Below are 16790 nucleotides of genomic sequence, written 5' to 3'. Positions count from 1 at the left end.
ATTATCAGTTTATTTCTTATAGATATATTATAGAAATTTAAGTTCAAATTACTGATTTTTAGCGAGTTGTAGTAGTTTATAACTTATTGAAACCTTATTCCTTTTTAGTGCTAACTCATCATAGCCAAAAACAACTTTTTTACCATCACTAATAAAGGCCAGCGTAACACCATTTTCCAAACACCTATCTTCATGACCTAATACTAAGGCACCTGATTGTTGATAAATCTCAATAATGCTAGTTGAATTTTCTCTATAGCAGTTTCCTACATAAAGTACATGGCACATGGGGTGATCATATTCTTTCTGGGATGAAAGTAAAGTGACTTGTACAGGTAAATTATTTATTTTTCTATTGGCATATGTTTTTTTTATGATTTCGTACATTTCTTTATTATCTAATACCTCGATCACAAAGACAGAATCAATCATGTTTTCAGGCCACTCCATAAAGCGAGAGAAACGTTCAATAAGTACGGATTTTAACTGACTATCATCAACCTGAGCTTGACTCTTGTTAATGAGAGTAATTATTAAGGTGAAAAAGATCAATATGGTGAGCCTTTTTACCATTAATTAATTTTAATTCTGATTCCTCCTATATATCTCGCTGGATTTTGAGGTGCTCCATTCCTAAATTCAGCCGAAGCAGTCCCTACTTCATTTCCCTGAGGAGCAGCTCCGAGATTCACATTTCTGTAACGCACATCAAAGAAATTATGGGCTTTTATAAAGATACTGAATACCGATAGCTGATATTCTATGAACATATTACCAATAAAGTAGCCCGGGATCGATTGATATTGAGTGATATCATTTGGTTTAACAGCTCCAACGTTAATCACCCGTTGAGCATCCATTCCTATAAATCTTAAAGAAGCTGATAAATTTCTAAACTGATAAGAGCCACCAAATTTAATTGTGTGATTAGATATTCCTGGTAGATTTCTAATATCATCTTCTGATTCATCATGATCTAAAGTGCCCTCGAGGTATCCATAACTACCATATAGACTTACTGAAGAATTTTGATTTAGGTTGGCTTGATAAGTGGCCTGCAAATTGAAGCCATAATTTTGCTGTACACCAAGGTTTTGATATATCTGAGGTGTTTCAACAGGAAATCCTTCTAAAGTATAATTAGGACCACTAGGTACTAATACAGGATTGATAAGTCCTGTGCTTTCGGAATAGAATACATTAGCATCAAGAATAAAAATGTCTTTAAAAAGATATTTTAGTGCAGCCTCAGTTGTTCCAATAGTCTGCGGCTTTAAGTCAGGGTTTGGCAACTGAGCAAAGCCGGCTGAGAACGTCTGAGTATCTTCATCATATTCCAATAAACCATATTGATCAAAAGTATATTGAGGAGAAGGTTCCAGATATGCTCTTCCATAAATAAGTTTAGCTGATAATTGCTTGCTCGGTTTCCAAACCAAGCCTAAACGTGGATTTATAGTAGATCCAAATCTGGTATTATTGTCATATCTAATCCCTAAAGTTGTTGTAAAATAATCTGAAATGTTCTGATCATACTCAGCATAAACTCCAAAGTTAGCGTAGCGAACTTTTTTAATAGTGGTTTCTAAACCATCTGGGTAGTCGCTATTAATTGTATTAGCTACAATCGGATTATGAGGGGTGAATTTTTTTAAAGGGTATTCTAGATCGTTACTTCTAGGTACTGATAGAAATTGTTCAAAAGTAGCTCCTGCCGTAACCGATCCATTATCAGAAATCTGATAATTAAATATTTGCTCTGCTTTTAACTTCCAACTATATGAATAGAGATAGGCTGGCTCCATGGCAGTAAATACATTCCTAAAGTTTGACCATGGATCTAAATCATATCTGCTGCCAATTAAATAGGAGGTAGATGTTAATTTTCCTTTACTGAAAGTGTAATTGGCATTTGCTGTATTAGTGTATTGTCCTAAAAATGATTCTCTGTTATAAACGCTGTTATTTGGACTATTAGCCGTAGTTGATGGGATTCTGGCATAATTGCCGAAATAGTTTATCGAAAACTTACCCACATTCAATCTGGTATGAATGGCATAGGTGGATACCGGATGCTCTTCAAGAGGTATAACCCTATTATTAGGAGTTATTGGACCAAAAATGGTATTAAAGGTTCCAGTTCTCAACCCCTGCACACCAGATTGATAGTCATTAGGATAGTAGTCTGATAGGTCGGGCTGTTGATCATACATAAATTGCCCACTGACAATAAAACTGGTTTTAGGAGATATTTTTTTACCCATTATTAAATTAGCATTACCATAACCATACTGACCACCCTCAACTCTAATTTCCGTTCCGTCTACTTCCTCAGGTTTTCTTGAAATTATATTAATTACACCTGAAAAGGCATCAGCACCATATAGGGCAGATGATGGACCATAAATGACTTCTATTTGCTCGGCAAAATGAACTGGATAGTTTTCAAGTATGGGTAATATTTCATTGGTTGGTGAACTAACTCTTACTCCGTCAATTAGAATTAAAAATTTATCTGAATAGCGAAGACCACGAATAGAGACATCATTATAGTAACGGGGATCGGCTAAACGGTCTATTTTAAAAGCAGGCAAATCTTCAAGTACTTCTACCAATGAGGAATAACCTCTTTTACGAATTTGATTTCTTGTAACTGTAATGATTTTAGAAGGAGCATTGGCAACACTCTTTTTTAGTATTCGGCTGGTACCGCTTACTTCTAGGTTAAATAGCTCTTCAAGTTCAAGTTCAAATAATTCATTCAACTCTTGATTTTGGTCTTGAGCATTTAAATTAGATGTCATTAACGCAACTAAAAGACTTATTAATAGGGCTTGAAAACTACATATCTTCATATAAAACATAAGATAGTTCAATAAAACTAACTAAAACAAATCGAAATTGATTTGAATTTATTTTCAAGCTAATTACTAGACAAGTGGCCTAATATTTTCGGTGAGTATCAAAATGAGGTGTTAATGTTTATAAAAAAAGCCCAGCTATTCCAAAAAAATAACCGGGCTTCTAAATATGGAGAATTTACTTATTAAGCTATTCTAGCGATTAAGTCAGCAGCTCTATTTGAATAACCTGCTTCGTTATCGTACCATCCTACTACTTTTACAAGTTTACCTGAAACTGATGTTAATGCAGAGTCAAATATACAAGAGTGCGTATTTCCTACGATATCAATTGAAACTATAGGATCCGTCTCATATTCAAGAATTCCTTTCATACTTCCTTCAGCTGCTTTTTTCATAGCGGCATTCACTTCTTCAGCAGTTGTTTCTTTTTTCACCTCAAGTGTGAAGTCAGTTAAAGAACCATCAGGAATAGGAACTCTCATAGCAATACCGTCTAACTTACCTTGTAAGTGAGGTAATACTAAACCAACAGCTTTCGCGGCACCAGTAGAAGTTGGTACAATTGAATAAGCTGCAGCTCTAGCTCTTCTTAAATCTTTATGAGGTGCATCCTGCAGTCTCTGATCTGCAGTGTAAGCATGCACCGTGGTGATATAGCCTTTCTCAATACCAAAAGTATCATCTAATACCTTTGCCATAGGAGCAAGGCAGTTGGTTGTACAAGACGCATTGGAAAGAATAGTTTCTTCGCCTGTCATTGTATCATCATTAACACCTAATACAACTGTAGGGATATTTCCTTTTGCTGGAGCAGAAATTACTACTTTCTTAGCGCCAGCTTGTATATGCTTACCTGCACTCGCCTCATCAACAAATAAACCTGTTGATTCAAGTACGATCTCAATACCATGATCACCCCAAGGAAGGTTGGCAGGATCACGCTCAGCTAGAACTTTGATGCTCTTACCATTTACGATGATTGCATTATCATCATGAGATACTTCACCAGGAAAACGACCATGAACAGAGTCGTATTTTAGCAGGTGTGCTAATGTTTTGGTGTCAGTAAGGTCGTTTATGGCTACGACCTCTACATTATCTTTTTGCATAAGGGCTTTGAATGTTAGCCTACCAATACGGCCAAAACCATTAATAGCAACTTTTACTTTTGACATGTTGAAGTTAGTTTTGTTGTTGTTTTAGAAATTTCAGTAAATATAAACCACCTAGGTAGTATTATCAAATAAGGTGAGCATTCCTTTAACGCTGAAAATATTTCTATGTTTTTTTTGGGGTTAATTTTGCATTTAAAAACTGACCCTCTATATTTGCGTCACCATTTGAAAATGGCCCGTTCGTCTAGGGGTTAGGACGTCAGGTTTTCATCCTGGAAACAGGGGTTCGATTCCCCTACGGGCTACTTTTTCAACTTATTGGTTTACAATGATTACCATATTTTATGGCCCGTTCGTCTAGGGGTTAGGACGTCAGGTTTTCATCCTGGAAACAGGGGTTCGATTCCCCTACGGGCTACAAAAAAACCATCTTCGCAAGAAGATGGTTTTTTTATTTAAATGGTAAAAAAGTTGTTAAGTTAGATTTACTAGAGCGAATTCGTACAAAATTTATCTATCGCCTCCTGAGCTTGTTCAAATCCCCTGTTTTTTGCCTTGATCAAATAATCGCAACCAATGTCTTTTTTGCCAGTATTAATACTGATGAAGCCTAACCAATAATGAGCTTCGCCTAACTCATCATTGATTTTTACCACATTGGTTAACATATCTGAGGCTTCCTTGAAGTTACCTAGTTTCACTAATGTTTTACCTTTGTTTAAATAGGGTAAATAATTTTCAGGACTTAGCTTAATGGCAAAATCATTATCAGCAAGTGCTTCTTCAAATTGCTTAAGCTCATATAAGACTATTGCTCTGTTGATATATAAATCTGCATTGTTAGGTAAAAGACTAATGGCGCGGTTGTAATCAAATAAGGCCTTTTCGTATTCTTTTTGTTCTAGATATACATTTCCTCTATTATAATACGGCTTGTAATTGGTGGAGTCTAAATTTATTGCAGATGAAAAATCCTTTATTGCCTTAGAATAATCCTTTTCCAAGAAGTAAGCCACACCTCTCAAATTGAAAGTGTTTGGGTTAGTATTATTCTCAGATAGGGCTTGAGAAGCATATTCTATTGCCTCAGGATAAGCCTTAGTGTCCATTTTACGCTTAGCTGCCTGAATTAAATCTTCTTCTGATGCTGAACAACCAAGTAGAATTAGGGTGAAAATTAGAATTACTTTTTTGAATTGGTAAATCATATGTATGTACAATAATTGTTTAAAATAATTGAAAAACCTTACATGAATAAGGAAATACAATAATGCGAAAAAAAGGTTTTAAAAACCTGCCCTACATTTGTATCAAGCTTTACGATTCATTTATTCAAATGGGCGTAATTTTAAGGTTGATAGTTTACCCCGGTTTGGTTCACCGGGGTTTTTTTATGTCTTTACTCAATAAGTTCAACTCCTTCAAAACTTAGAATGAAATCTTTACCAAAAGCTTGAGCAGGAGTGAGGTAGCCTGTTTTACCTCTGGAATTATCATTAATCAATCTTTTCGCAGCCTCAAGTGCTGTTAAAGCCGTTAACTTGTAGGCTTCAGGGGTAATCATTTTTAAGGTGAGTGCCTCATCTTTATTATTTTTTACTGTACCAACAATATACGTATGGCTGGTTTTGAGACTATTCTGATTAGGTCCTGTAATGGATTGCTCAATTTTTGTTCGGACCTTTTTCTGAATCCATGAAATGCCTAATAAAAATTTAAAAGCTCTGAATCGTTTTATTCGCTTTATAAGCTTTTTGCTAGCGCCTGAGTATATTGTGATATTCGGTATTTCCGTTTGATGATAGGTGGTCATCAAATCTCCCCATGGGATAGACATTACGGTACGCTTCTTATGAGGAAAATCGATTTCTATTACAGAATAGGCCAGAGGCACATTTTTTAACTTGCCGGCTTGTCTAATAAAGCCTCCTTTAGAGATGTTCTTAGCCATGGTAACTGCTGTTCCTCTTGACATTGCAGTTTTATCTCCAACAAAGGCCATTTCAATTGAATTTGCATCGGGCATTCTATCTTTTAACATCGCTGCAAGGCAATCAGTTGGAACCACGTCAAATCCTACCCCTGAAATTAATTTAATTTCTGCTTTACTAGCCTGGTTGGAATAATTCATAACTTCCTCAAAAGCCCAAATTTCACCTGTAATGTCGAGGTAATTTGTTTTTGTTTCAATGCACGCATCTACCATTTGTTTCGCTGTTTCTGTAAATGGCCCAGCGCAGTGTATAACCGTATGGAATGATTGTAGTAAGTTCCTTAGTTTATCTTTCTCCTCAAGCGAGACTATTGAATAGTCGAAACCAGTTTGTTTTGCTATTTCTTGAATTGCAGACTTATTTCTACCAGCTAAGTGAACGTTTATTTTCTGTTTAAATGCTTCTTGGCTAATGAGTTTACCAGTATATCCATTTGCTCCGTAAATCAGTATACTTTCTTCCATTTTATAGGGTTTTTGATTTTTGCTGCATTCTCAGAATAGACTGCTCTTGAGTTATTTGATTAATTTCTTGCAATTTAATCCATTTATAAGCTTTACTCTCATTGTTGATTTGAATTTCACCTTCATTTTTGGTGTTAAAGGCAAACCTAACATCAAAATGTTCATGTTCAGGTACCTCTTCTCTTTGAGGTATGATATGTATGTCTATATCAAATATTTCTGGAGTAAGAAGCTGTAAGTCTACTAAACCAGTTTCTTCTTGCGTTTCTTTTAATGCAACCTTCAATAAATCGAATTCACCATCAGCATGCCCCCCAGGTTGTAGCCATTTGTCTAGTTTTGTATGGTGAAGCAATAATACTTTACTTTTATCGGAAGATAGAATCCATGCTGAGGCTGTAAAATGAGCATTTAGATTTTCCCGTATAAAGGCTCTTTCTTTAGAATCTTCTAACAGATAAAGCATGCGCTGCTTATAACTTATTTCTTCTATAGAGGTAGGAGAATATTGGCCTAATTGTTTTTGCAATCCTTTCACTGTACAAAAAATAGCATAAAAAAAGCCGTCTGATTAAGACGGCTTTGATATTATTTACAAATAATTTCTTATTGTTTGGTCAAAGTTAAAGTAATGTCTTGTGCTACATCACTCGACTTAGGAAAAGGTGATGAATATAGTAGTACTAACATTCCAGTTTCTGTATTAATACTAACGATAGTTACTTCACCACCAGGGCTTAAAGTTGCTACGTCAAGGTTGTCGTTTAATGAAAAAGTACCAGATGCAGCAAATACATCATCATGATTTAAGTTAGCAGCAACAAATTCTTCATACCCAGTTATTGAATAATCCGCATCTGTAGTAAAAGTAAAAATAATACCAGCTAATGATTCTGTATCAACAGAAGCTCCCGTTAGAGCATAACTTCCCGCTAAATCATTAAGTTTTTGTTCTTCCTCAGAAGGAATATTATCATCTGGCTTACATGATGCAAAAATAATTGTGATAGCTAAAAGCGCATAACTTAGGAGGCTAAGATGTTTTTTCATAATTAAGTGTTTTATTTATTCGGTGTAAAAGTATTAAAGTTTTATTTAAAACAATAGTGTAGCTAATGTTTTAAAGCTTCAATGTTAACTATTTTTTCTGTAAAACTAATATATTCGTTAACATCATTGGAGAAAATGAGTGTTATGCTATTGTTAACCCTTTTATTAATGATTCTTTTATACCAATTTTTTCCAGATTCATCTAAATGAGAACCTGGCTCATCTAATAAAAGTATTTCTCCATTGAAGCAGCAAGTTAAAATTAATTTTAAACGTTGCTTCATTCCTGATGAAAATTCTCGCACAAGCTTATGCCGATGGGGTTCAAGACCGCAATTTTTCAACTCTTCTAGTAAGAAATTTATATCAATTGGCTTTTTGTATTGGCTATGAAAATTTAAATGCTCTTCTAAAGTAAAATCCTCAATTAAGTCAACATAAGGTGCACATATATTAATATGCTTGTGATAGTCTTCTTTATTTATAGTATGCTGGTTTATACTAATTATAATTTCACCTTTTTGAGGTGCTATTAAACCTGAAATTATTTTTAAAAGAGTAGACTTGCCCGATCCATTAGCACCTGTTATGGCTACCGTCTCTCCTTCAGCAATGGAAAGATTGAGATTCTTAAACAGATGATTTTTATTGAATTTTTTGGAAAGTGATCTTAATTCAAGCTTCATATATATGAACTGAATTAATTACCGTATCCTTTCATTATGCCTCTTTCAGAGTTTCTCACAAAAGAGGTAATCGTGTCTCTTTCTTCACTTGAGGTAATTAATGTTTCAATTTTCTCAAGTGCTTTTGCATTATTGAGTCCACTTAAATATAAATTACGATATATCTCTTGAATATCGTTAATTCGTTCATTTGTAAATCCTCTTCTTCTTAAACCTACTGAGTTAATACCACAATAGGTAAGAGGCTCTCTGGCTGCCTTAACAAAAGGAGGGACATCTTTTCTGACCAAAGAACCACCTGAAATCATTACATGGCTGCCAATCTTCACGAACTGATGTATGGCCGAAGCACCACCAATTATGGCCCAATCGTCTATAGAGACGTGTCCGCCAACTTGTACGGAGTTTACTAAGATACAATGATTACCAATGATACAGTCATGTGCTATGTGTACATAGGCCATTACCAGGCAGTTACTTCCGATTTTTGTGGTTTTTTTATCAACTGTACCACGACTTATGTTAACATATTCACGGATTACAGTACCGTCACCAATTTCAGTAGTTGTTGATTCCCCCTCAAATTTTAAATCCTGAGGTATGGCCGAAATTGTTGAGCCAGAGAAAATCTTACAGTTCTTACCTATACGTGCCCCATCATTAATAGTAACGTTAGGTCCTATCCAGGTGCCATCACCAATTTCAACGTTCTTATCAATATATGAAAAAGGTTCTATTGTAACATCCTTACCAATTTTAGCCTCAGGATGAATAAATGACATATTTTTATTGATCATGCTATGAAAGCTTTTCTTTTTAAGAAGGTATATTTCCTTTCAAAAGGTAATATAGCTAGACTTCTTCTTTTTTAACAATTCTGGCAGTTAATGTAGCTTCACTTACAATGTGGTTACCTACATAAGCTGTACCAATCATTTTTGCAATACCTCTTTTAATGGGCGCCATAAGTTCGCACTTTAAAACCATGGTATCACCTGGTTTAACCATTCTTCTAAACTTACAATTATCTATCCCTAAAAAGTATGTCCAGTAATTAGAAGGATTTTCTACTGTACTAAGTACCAGAATACCTCCTGTCTGAGCCATAGCTTCAATTTGTAAAACTCCAGGCATTACTGGGTTGTTTGGGAAATGACCTTGAAAAAAGTTTTCGTTAATTGTTACATTCTTAATACCAATGACAGTTTTGTGATCCTGGTGAATAATCTTATCAACTAACTGGAAAGGATATCTGTGCATCAGCATAGACGAAATCCCCTCAATATCCATAACAGGTGCCTCAAGAGGATTGTATTTTGGAGCAGCCTTTTCAGTCTGCTTGATAACTTTTTTGATCTTTTTAGCAAATTCAACATTTGTTGAATGGCCTGGTCTTGCAGCAAGAATTTGTGCTTTTATTGGTCGACCTACTAAGGCCAAATCACCTACTACATCTAACAGCTTATGTCTTGCAGGTTCATTTTTATGCCTCAGATCAATATTGTTAAGTATTCCTTCTTCTTTAACTTCAATCTTTGGCTTATTAAATAGAACAGCTAATTCATCTAGCTCCTTTGGCTCAATAAGTTTATCTACTACAACAATGGCATTATTTAGATCTCCACCTCTTACAAGGTTGTTATTATATAGGTATTGTAATTCATGCAAAAAGCAGAAAGTCCTGCTTGAGGCAATGTCTCTTTTAAAATCTGTAATATTGTTTAGAGATGCATGCTGACTACCCAGTACTTTTGAATTATAGTCGATCATTACTGTCACTCTGTAGTCATCAACCGGCAATGCCGCCATTTCTACATTCTTGGCATCGTCATAGTAAAAAATACCCTCAGGTACTTCAAAGAAGTTTCTAAGCGCATTTTGTTCTTGCAGTCCTACTTCTTCCAGTGCTTCAATAAATAGAATAGAACTACCATCCATAATAGGAGTTTCAGCAGCATCCAGTTCAATCATTACATTATCAATCTGCAAACCCACCAAAGCTGCTAAAACATGTTCAACAGTTGAAACTTTGGCTTCACCTTTTGATAGTGTTGTACCTCGGGATATATCTGTAACCAAATCGGCATCTGCTTCAATTATGGGCTGATCTGGTAAGTCAATACGTTTAAAGCGTATACCTGAATCAATATCGTCAGGCCGAAAGGTAAGGTTAACTTTTACTCCTGTATGTAATCCGGTTCCGGAAATGGTGATCGGACTTTTTATTGTATGCTGTTTGGTATGCATGTATTTTTACTTGTCGGACGACAAATTTATAATTTTTTCTTCCAATGTCTTAACACGTTCTAATAAATCCGGAAGATTCCTTTGTATGCTGTTAATTTTTAGAAATTTTCTATGATCCATGGCAACTAGACCCGATTGAATTGTTTCTGGGGTCTTAATAGATTTAGATATTCCCGCTTTAGCCGAAATGGTAGTCTTATCAGCGATGTTAATATGACCTACAATACCTACCTGGCCAGCTAGTATGCAATTTTTTCCTACTTTCGTAGAACCTGATATTCCTGTTTGGGCTGCAATAACTGTATTTTGATCAATTTCAACATTGTGAGCTATTTGTACCAGATTATCTATTTTGACACCTTTTCTAATAATAGTGGATCCGAGAGTGGCGCAGTCAATGGTTGTATTAGCACCAATACTCACATTGTCTTCCAATACAACATTGCCTAATTGAGGAATTGTTTTATACGTACCATCTAACTGGGGAGCAAACCCAAAGCCATCGCTACCTATTACTGCCCCTGCTTGTAAGTTACAATTACTTCCTATTTTGCAGTTTTCATAAATTTTTACTCCAGCAAATATTATTGTATTGTCACCTACTTCAACATTGTCACCGATATAAACATGAGGATAAATCTTAACGTTTTTTCCTATGATGCAATTATTGCCTATATAGCTAAATGCTCCTCTGTAAATACCCTCACCAACTTTAGAGTCTTGCCCTATGAAGGCAGGTTCTTCAATACCATTTTTAGCATAGGAGATTATCTTGTTATATTCTTCTAACAGAACTGTAAAAGACGAATAAGGATTTTCTACCCGTATCAAAGCAGGTTTAATTTCTTGTTTGGGCTGAAATTCTTGACCTACAATAATAGCCGCGGCATCTGAGGTGTAGATGTGATTTTCGTATTTATCGTTAGCCAGAAAGCTTAAGGTATTTGGTTTACCTTCTTCAATTTTACCGAGGTCGGTCACCTTACCGTTTTCATTACCCTCTACTTTACCACCTATTAACTCAGCAATCTGTTTAACGCTAAACTCCATTAGATTTAATTTTAATCGGTCACAAAGATAAAGATTTCGGCAGGCAGAGATAATATTTTTTGACTATTTTACTCATAGCTTTGATATTCGGTAAATCTGCCGCCTGTGCAATGTCCATCACTTTTCCTTTAGTATCTAAAATTTTAATACTTTTTCCTCCAACGATATATGCTGAATTAGTTACCTCGCCATGAGAAAAAAAATAAGCAGCTTCTTTATTTAGGAAGCCATATTGATCAGCTATTTGTTGTTTTATCTTTTTTATTGCTGATTTTTCAAGTGGCTCATTTGTTAGTTTTATCTTAAATAAATCTCTGTTGATCATACTTTTAGAAAGTGCACTAAGCACCTTGTCATTATTATTAGCCCATAGTTTTATGGCATGTAAAATATCAGCATCATCAAGGTCGGCAAATTGCTTAATCACATCAGGGTTTTCTTGCAAATCATCCAGACTGTATTCTTTATTTAAGAAGAAGCGTAAAGCAGGCGATATACCTTCTGTTTCATGAACAACTTTTGCGCGGTTCATAATATTAACGAGCATCCTTTCCGCGCCTAAAGCAGTTTTGTGCAAATAAACTTGCCAGTACATTAGCCTCCTTGAGTTTAGGAAGTTCTCAATACTGTAGATGGCCTTTTCTTCTACTACAACCTGATCATCAATAATATTGAGATGAAACAGAATTCTGTCGACACTTACATTACCTTCTGAGACGCCCGTATAAAAGGAGTCACGATTTAAATAGTCCAGTCTATCTACATCTAATTGGCTAGAAATTAACTCATGAAAGAATTTCCTTTTATAGGTGTTTTTAAACATTGAAATAGCCATTGACAGCTCACCGTTAAAGTGTCGGTTCAATTCTTTCATAAACTGTAATGAAATATTTTCATGAGTGATACCCGTTAGTAAACTATATTCCAGAGCGTGCGAGAATGGTCCATGACCAATGTCATGCAATAAAATTGCTACCTGTGCAGCTTCATATTCCTCTTCTGATATTTCAATACCTTTTTGTAATAGTTGATCTAATACTATACCCATCAGATGAGTTGCCCCCAAAGCATGATGAAATCGTGTATGGGTAGCTCCTGGATAAACCAGTTCACTCAAACCCAATTGCCGAATCCTGCGTAAGCGTTGAAAGTAAGGATGATTCAATATCTTAAATAATAAATCACTCTTTATGGAAATGAATCCGTAAATTGGGTCGTTTATTTTTCTGAATTTTTTCAAATCAAATAAGTTTAAGGCAGAAATCGATTTTATGCAAAACTATCACATTTTATGGGCCGATGATGAAATTGACCTATTAAAACCCCACATCATTTTTTTAGAGAATAAAGGTTATAAAATTACGGCTGTAAATAATGGCTCCGAAGCTGTTGATTTATGTATGGAAGAGCAATTCGATATTGTTTTCTTAGATGAAAATATGCCGGGTATGAGTGGTCTTGAAAGTTTGAGCGTAATAAAGAGCGCTAAACCTAATTTACCCGTAGTCATGATAACCAAGAGTGAAGAAGAGTTTATTATGGAAGAAGCTATAGGTTCAAAAATAGCAGACTACCTTATCAAGCCTTTAAATCCTAATCAAATTCTACTTTCCGTAAAAAAGATATTGGATAATAAGCGTTTGGTAAGCGAAAAGACTAATCAAACCTATCAACAAGACTTCAGAAACATCAGTATGGCCTTTGGTGACGATCTTGATTATAAGGAATGGGCTGAAATGTACAAGAAGCTTGTATTCTGGGATTTAGAGATTGATCAGACCGAGGATCAAAGTATGGCAGAAGTGTTGTCAATGCAGCATTTGGAAGGGAATAATAATTTTGCACGATTTATAGATGATAATTATGAACAGTGGATTAATGATGAGACTGAAGATAGGCCTCTATTGAGTCACGAATTGATGCGTTCAAAGGTTTTTCCGAATTTAGGAGATGAGCCAGTATTCTTCATTGTTATTGATAACCTCAGATTTGATCAGTGGAAATTGATGGAGCCTGAAATACTGAAGTATTTTAATCTGGATGAAGAGGATAATTATTATTCAATATTACCAACAACAACAGCTTACGCTAGAAACGCAATTTTTTCGGGTTTGCTTCCTGATGAAATGGCAGCCAAACATCCAGACCTTTGGGTAAATGAGGACGAAGAAGATGGAAAAAATAACAATGAAGATAAATGGGTTAGCAGGCAGTTAAGAAGACATGGCTATGAGGATAAGTTTACTTATAATAAGATTGTAAATGTTAATCAGGGTAAGCAGGTAATTGATCAGGTGTCAAACATGATGGATCACCCTCTCAATGTTTTAGTTTACAACTTTGTGGATATGCTTTCCCATGCCAGAACTGATATGAAAATGATTAGGGAATTGGCTCCAGATGAATCAGCCTATAGATCATTAACAAATAGCTGGTTTATGCATTCGCCCTTGCTAGATTTATTAAAGAAAATAGCTTCAAAAAAGGTGAAAGTTGTTATTACAACTGATCATGGTACTATTAGAGTTAAGAAGCCTTTCAAAATAGTGGGGGACAGAAACGTAAATAGTAACCTAAGATATAAGCAAGGTAAAAACCTTGGCTATAAAGCTAATAATGACGTGCTTGAGGTGCCTAAGCCAGAGCGTTTTCATCTGCCTAAAATAAATGTGAGCACATCTTATGTTTTTACAAAAGGTGAAAGCTTTTTCGCTTATCCGAATAATTACAACTACTATGTTAATTATTATAAAGATACGTTTCAGCATGGAGGAGTGTCAATGGAAGAAATGATAATTCCTATAATTTCATTATCTTCGAAAAATGGAAGCTGAAGCCGTTTCAGAGAAGCATTTTAATACAGTTGCATTGTCAGATCTTAATGCACTTGCTGAAGAAATTTATTCTTTTGGCAAGTCTTACAAGATTTGGCTTTTTGATGCACCAATGGGAGCAGGTAAAACGACCTTCATAACAGCTTTGTGCAAATTTTTGGAGGTGAATGATCATGTTAGTAGTCCTACATTCGCATTGGTAAATGAATATGCTTCTGAAAAGATTGGAGAGGTGTATCATTTTGATTTTTATAGAATTGAGTCAGAAGAGGAAGCTCTGGACATAGGGGCAGAAGATTATTTTTATTCAGGGAATCTATGTTTGATTGAGTGGCCCGGAATGATTCCATCACTATTACCTGATGCATATTTGAGTATTAATATTTCAATAACTCAAAATGGAGAGTCAAGAGATTTTACAGTAAGGAAAAATGGCTAAAGAAGTTTCTCATAAAGGTTTTGAATTATTAGCGCGTAAGTCGGCATTATATCCACAAGAAGAGTTGTTAGCGGTAGAAAGAAAGAAGGGAGCTCTTCAAATTGGCATTCCTAAAGAAATATCCCTTCAAGAGAAAAGAGTACCACTGACACCAGGAGCAGTGGCTTTACTGTCCAATAATGGCCATGAGATTATCATTGAAAGCGGGGCTGGTAAAGCAAGTAATTTTCCTGATAATGAATATAGTGATGCGGGAGCTAAAGTGGTTTATTCGGCTAAAGAAGCATTTGATGCTAATTTTGTAGTTAAAATAGAACCACCCACATCAGAAGAAATCAAATTGATGAGACATGGCAGTTTCATGATCTCTGCGCTCCAAATTGGTCAACTTACTAAAAGTTATTTCAGTCAATTGAATGAGAGAAAGATTAATGCCATAGGCATTGAGTTGATTGAAGACAAAGTAGGCGGTATGCCCGTTGTAAGAGCTATGAGTGAAATTGCCGGTATTTCCGCCATCCAGATAGCTACAGAATTACTTAATAATTTAAATGGAGGAAAAGGAGTGATTCTGGGAGGTATTACCGGGGTGCGACCTACCAAAGTTGTTATCTTAGGTGCAGGTACAGTTGGTGAATACGCTGCCAGGGCTGCATTAGGTTTAGGTGCCAGCATTGAAATATATGACAATCACCTGTATAAATTAAGAAGAATAAAGCATGCACTAGCTCAGCCTGTGCACACATCAACAATTGATACAGTTATGTTGAGTGAATCACTAACTGAGGCTGATGTTGTGATTGGTGCAATACGTGCTGAAAAAGGTAGGAATAAGTGTATCGTTACTGAAGAAATGGTGATGAACATGCGTAAAAACGCAGTGATTATAGATGTTTCAATAGATCAGGGAGGTTGTTTTGAAACATCAGAAATAACAACGCATGATGAGCCTATTTTCAAGAAGTTTGATGTTATTCATTATTGTGTGCCAAATATTGCCTCAAGAGTATCGAGAACGGCTAGTAATGCGGTAAGTAATATCTTAACGCCTATGTTACTGCAGGCTGGTGATATGGGAGGTATTGAAGACATGGTTTTTACCAATTCATGGTTTATGAAAGGTGTTTATACCTACAAAGGTACGCTTACCAATATGCATATCGCTAAAAAGTTTAATCTTAACTATAAGGAATTGAGTCTGTTGATGGCGGCAAGGTTTTCTTAATTTTTATCAAACAACTCAAGTTGCTTAGGTAATAGCTGAAAAGTTCTTCTGTGAAATGGGGATACTCCGTGTTCTCTTATTCCTTCTCTGTGTTGTTTGGTAGGGTAGCCAACATTCTTTTCCCATCCGTAGTAAGGATATTTTTCAGCAAGCTCTCTCATCAAATCATCTCTATATTCTTTAGCTAAAACAGAAGCTGCGGCAATACTAAAGTATTTACTATCACCTTTAATGATGCAGGCATGTTTAACCTCAGGGTATGGTTTGAATTTATTACCATCCACTAATATAAAATCTGGTTTTACGCTTAGCTTGTCCAAGGCCTTATGCATTGCCAGGAAAGAGGCATTCAAGATGTTAATAGCGTCAATCTCTTCGTGATCACAAATGCCTATTTCCCATGCAATTGCTGCTTTTTTTATTTCCTTAACAAGTTGCTTCCTTTTTGTTTGGTTAAGCTTTTTGGAATCAGTCAGATATTCATGTTCAAAAGCTTTAGGTAGAATTACTGCTGCTGCTACCACAGGGCCGGCAAGACAGCCTCTGCCCACCTCATCGCAACCAGCTTCGAACTTATTTTGTGAATCAAAAAATGCTTTTAAATCATTAGTCATGCAGTGCAAAATAAAGCCTTAATTTTAATAACGGAAGATTTTTGATTGATGTTAATCCTTTAAATCTCATTTTCAGTCCGAATTCTGGTAAAATTTATCCCCATAAATCACTGTTTGATAACTAATTATATGAATTTCCTCTAAATATTTGATATTTAGGTGATTTACTGATGGAAATGAAGTTAAGAGGTGTTATTTTTGAAGTTGA

Annotated in this window: 16 protein-coding genes and 2 tRNA genes; 5 read left to right on the top strand and 13 right to left on the bottom strand. The window is 35.4% G+C overall.

The annotated features are described in order from the left end of the window. Positions 1 to 48: 48 nt before the first annotated feature. From JKP34_RS13940 to gap, 3 genes are all read right to left on the bottom strand, one after another. Complete coding sequence (locus JKP34_RS13940) at positions 49 to 573, bottom strand: YfiR family protein (protein WP_201922685.1); 525 nt, start codon at positions 571 to 573, stop codon at positions 49 to 51. Next, positions 573 to 2804: a TonB-dependent receptor plug domain-containing protein gene (locus JKP34_RS13935; RefSeq protein WP_201922683.1), complete on the bottom strand. Its 2232-nt coding sequence runs from the start codon at positions 2802 to 2804 to the stop codon at positions 573 to 575. Before JKP34_RS13935 ends, JKP34_RS13940 begins: the two co-directional genes overlap by 1 nt. A 242-nt stretch (positions 2805 to 3046) precedes the next feature. Continuing rightward, on the bottom strand, positions 3047 to 4039 hold the full coding sequence (gene gap / locus JKP34_RS13930) for a type I glyceraldehyde-3-phosphate dehydrogenase (RefSeq protein WP_201922680.1): 993 nt from the start codon (positions 4037 to 4039) through the stop codon (positions 3047 to 3049). Between the two features lie 173 nt (positions 4040 to 4212). On the opposite strand from gap, the gene JKP34_RS13925 reads away from it, so the two are divergent. Together JKP34_RS13925 and JKP34_RS13920 are read left to right on the top strand one after the other, a co-directional pair. Further along, positions 4213 to 4284: transfer RNA gene (locus JKP34_RS13925), tRNA-Glu, on the top strand. A gap of 41 nt (positions 4285 to 4325) precedes the next feature. After that, positions 4326 to 4397, top strand: a tRNA-Glu gene (locus tag JKP34_RS13920). 70 nt (positions 4398 to 4467) lie between these two features. Here the strand turns inward: JKP34_RS13920 and JKP34_RS13915 are convergent. From JKP34_RS13915 to JKP34_RS13875, 9 genes are all read right to left on the bottom strand, one after another. Beyond that, on the bottom strand, positions 4468 to 5187 hold the full coding sequence (locus tag JKP34_RS13915; RefSeq protein ID WP_201922678.1) for a tetratricopeptide repeat protein: 720 nt from the start codon (positions 5185 to 5187) through the stop codon (positions 4468 to 4470). 191 nt (positions 5188 to 5378) lie between these two features. Further along, positions 5379 to 6437, bottom strand: coding sequence for a saccharopine dehydrogenase family protein (locus JKP34_RS13910; RefSeq protein ID WP_201922675.1), 1059 nt, complete (start codon positions 6435 to 6437; stop codon positions 5379 to 5381). A 1-nt stretch (position 6438) separates the two neighbouring features. Continuing rightward, the gene (locus JKP34_RS13905) at positions 6439 to 6975 is read right to left on the bottom strand and encodes an NUDIX hydrolase (protein WP_394368677.1); all 537 of its coding nucleotides are present in this window, start codon (positions 6973 to 6975) and stop codon (positions 6439 to 6441) included. Positions 6976 to 7043: 68 nt separating this feature from the next. Then, on the bottom strand, positions 7044 to 7487 hold the full coding sequence (locus tag JKP34_RS13900; RefSeq protein WP_201922672.1) for a hypothetical protein: 444 nt from the start codon (positions 7485 to 7487) through the stop codon (positions 7044 to 7046). Between the two features lie 62 nt (positions 7488 to 7549). Beyond that, positions 7550 to 8173, bottom strand: a complete 624-nt coding sequence (locus JKP34_RS13895) for an ABC transporter ATP-binding protein (RefSeq protein ID WP_201922670.1) — start codon at positions 8171 to 8173, stop codon at positions 7550 to 7552. 14 nt (positions 8174 to 8187) lie between these two features. Beyond that, a complete protein-coding gene (lpxA, locus tag JKP34_RS13890; protein WP_201922666.1) occupies positions 8188 to 8970 on the bottom strand; it encodes an acyl-ACP--UDP-N-acetylglucosamine O-acyltransferase in 783 nt (260 codons plus the stop codon). A 55-nt stretch (positions 8971 to 9025) separates the two neighbouring features. Further along, positions 9026 to 10420, bottom strand: coding sequence for a bifunctional UDP-3-O-[3-hydroxymyristoyl] N-acetylglucosamine deacetylase/3-hydroxyacyl-ACP dehydratase (locus JKP34_RS13885; protein WP_201922664.1), 1395 nt, complete (start codon positions 10418 to 10420; stop codon positions 9026 to 9028). A 6-nt stretch (positions 10421 to 10426) separates the two neighbouring features. Beyond that, entirely contained in the window at positions 10427 to 11470 is a 1044-nt protein-coding gene (gene lpxD / locus JKP34_RS13880; RefSeq protein WP_201922661.1) for a UDP-3-O-(3-hydroxymyristoyl)glucosamine N-acyltransferase, read from the bottom strand. 19 nt (positions 11471 to 11489) lie between these two features. Beyond that, entirely contained in the window at positions 11490 to 12710 is a 1221-nt protein-coding gene (locus JKP34_RS13875; protein WP_201922660.1) for an HD domain-containing protein, read from the bottom strand. A 31-nt stretch (positions 12711 to 12741) separates the two neighbouring features. Between JKP34_RS13875 and porX the strand changes: the two genes are divergently transcribed. Genes porX through JKP34_RS13860 form a run of 3 tightly spaced genes read left to right on the top strand, consistent with a single transcriptional unit; the run spans position 12742 to position 15968 of the window. Next, positions 12742 to 14304: a T9SS response regulator signal transducer PorX gene (gene porX / locus JKP34_RS13870; protein WP_201922657.1), complete on the top strand. Its 1563-nt coding sequence runs from the start codon at positions 12742 to 12744 to the stop codon at positions 14302 to 14304. Then, entirely contained in the window at positions 14294 to 14743 is a 450-nt protein-coding gene (gene tsaE / locus JKP34_RS13865; protein WP_201922654.1) for a tRNA (adenosine(37)-N6)-threonylcarbamoyltransferase complex ATPase subunit type 1 TsaE, read from the top strand. The genes porX and tsaE overlap by 11 nt, the downstream gene beginning before the upstream one ends. Then, the gene (locus tag JKP34_RS13860) at positions 14736 to 15968 is read left to right on the top strand and encodes an alanine dehydrogenase (protein WP_201922652.1); all 1233 of its coding nucleotides are present in this window, start codon (positions 14736 to 14738) and stop codon (positions 15966 to 15968) included. Before tsaE ends, JKP34_RS13860 begins: the two co-directional genes overlap by 8 nt. Here the strand turns inward: JKP34_RS13860 and JKP34_RS13855 are convergent. Next, the gene (locus tag JKP34_RS13855) at positions 15965 to 16582 is read right to left on the bottom strand and encodes a ribonuclease HII (protein WP_201922649.1); all 618 of its coding nucleotides are present in this window, start codon (positions 16580 to 16582) and stop codon (positions 15965 to 15967) included. The genes JKP34_RS13860 and JKP34_RS13855 overlap by 4 nt on opposite strands. Positions 16583 to 16790 lie beyond the last annotated feature (208 nt).

Origin of the sequence: Marivirga atlantica (assembly GCF_016734805.1) — a bacterium.
In the GTDB taxonomy this organism is placed as follows: domain Bacteria; phylum Bacteroidota; class Bacteroidia; order Cytophagales; family Cyclobacteriaceae; genus Marivirga; species Marivirga atlantica.
Note: the sequence above shows the minus strand (reverse complement) of the source record. Positions and strands in the feature narration are given on the sequence as shown.